2 protein-coding genes are annotated in these 900 nt (G+C 57.9%); both read right to left on the bottom strand.

The features are described 5' to 3' along the window. Positions 1 to 350, bottom strand: a 350-nt coding sequence (locus G5358_RS21395; protein WP_421324916.1) for a NapC/NirT family cytochrome c, incomplete at its 3' end; no start/stop codon positions are given. Positions 351 to 361: 11 nt separating this feature from the next. Beyond that, positions 362 to 817, bottom strand: a complete 456-nt coding sequence (locus tag G5358_RS21390) for a nitrate reductase cytochrome c-type subunit (RefSeq protein ID WP_005334452.1) — start codon at positions 815 to 817, stop codon at positions 362 to 364. Positions 818 to 900 lie beyond the last annotated feature (83 nt).

Genomic DNA, 900 nt, shown 5'->3' with positions numbered 1-900 from the left:
CGGGTATCCACCTTGCCGGTGATCATGCCCCACAGCTCCTTGGAAGCCTGCACCTTGCGGATGATCTTGTAGGTCCACTCATGCGGTACATGGCAATCCGGGCAGCTGGCCCGCACGCCGGAGCGGTTGGCGTAGTGGATGGTGTCGCGGTACTCCTCGAACACGTTGTCCTTCATCTCGTGACAGCTGGTGCAGAAGGCCTCGGTGTTGGATGCTTCCATGGCGGTGTTGAAGCCACCCCAGAAAATCACGCCACCAAAGAAGCCCATCAGCAAGATGACCCAGAGAGCCGCCTTCGACGGTGACTTGAAGGTGGTCCACAGACGCTGGATAAAGCCGGGTAATTTCATCTATGGATTCCTCAGTTCAGCGCTTCAACCGGTTTAAAGGTATTTTCCACAAGCGGCTTGGCATCCGCTTGCGGCACATGGCACTGCAGGCAGAAGTAGCGACGCGGCGACACTTCCCCCAGGGTCAGGCCGTCGCGGGTCTCGAAGTGAGTCGGGCTGATCTTGGGAGCCTTCATGGCGCTGGCATTCTTGAAGCTGTGGCAAGCCAGGCACTTGTTGACCTTGGTGTCCACCTCGTAGTTGCGAATGTCGTGGGGGATCAGCGGCGGCTGATGCATGTACTGGCGATCGTAGGGCGCGCCATCCTTGCGGAAGTTTTTCAGGGGCGCGGCGGTGGCATCGGTCACCAGATCGGTGGCGCCACGCTCGGACTTGAGGCCACCGGTACTGTTGGTGATCTCGGGGGCCGCTGCCATCAAGGATCCCGCCATCAGGCAGGCCAGCATTGCTCCAATCAGCTTTTTCATTATTTGTTCTCCGACGTTTTTTCTGCCTTGACGGCAAAACCTACAGTGATTTCAAAAACTTGTTCCGCGCAGACATCGATGCA

It is taken from the genome of Aeromonas sp. 604176 (genome assembly GCF_049170755.1).
Lineage (GTDB): Bacteria > Pseudomonadota > Gammaproteobacteria > Enterobacterales > Aeromonadaceae > Aeromonas > Aeromonas veronii_A.
This window is presented reverse-complemented; position numbering and strand designations above follow the sequence as displayed.

Excerpts from the sequence above, each read along its gene's own strand:
- G5358_RS21390 (WP_005334452.1), bottom strand. The coding sequence starts at position 817 with ATGAAAAAGCTGATTGGAGCAATGCTGGCCTGCCTGATGGCGGGATCC.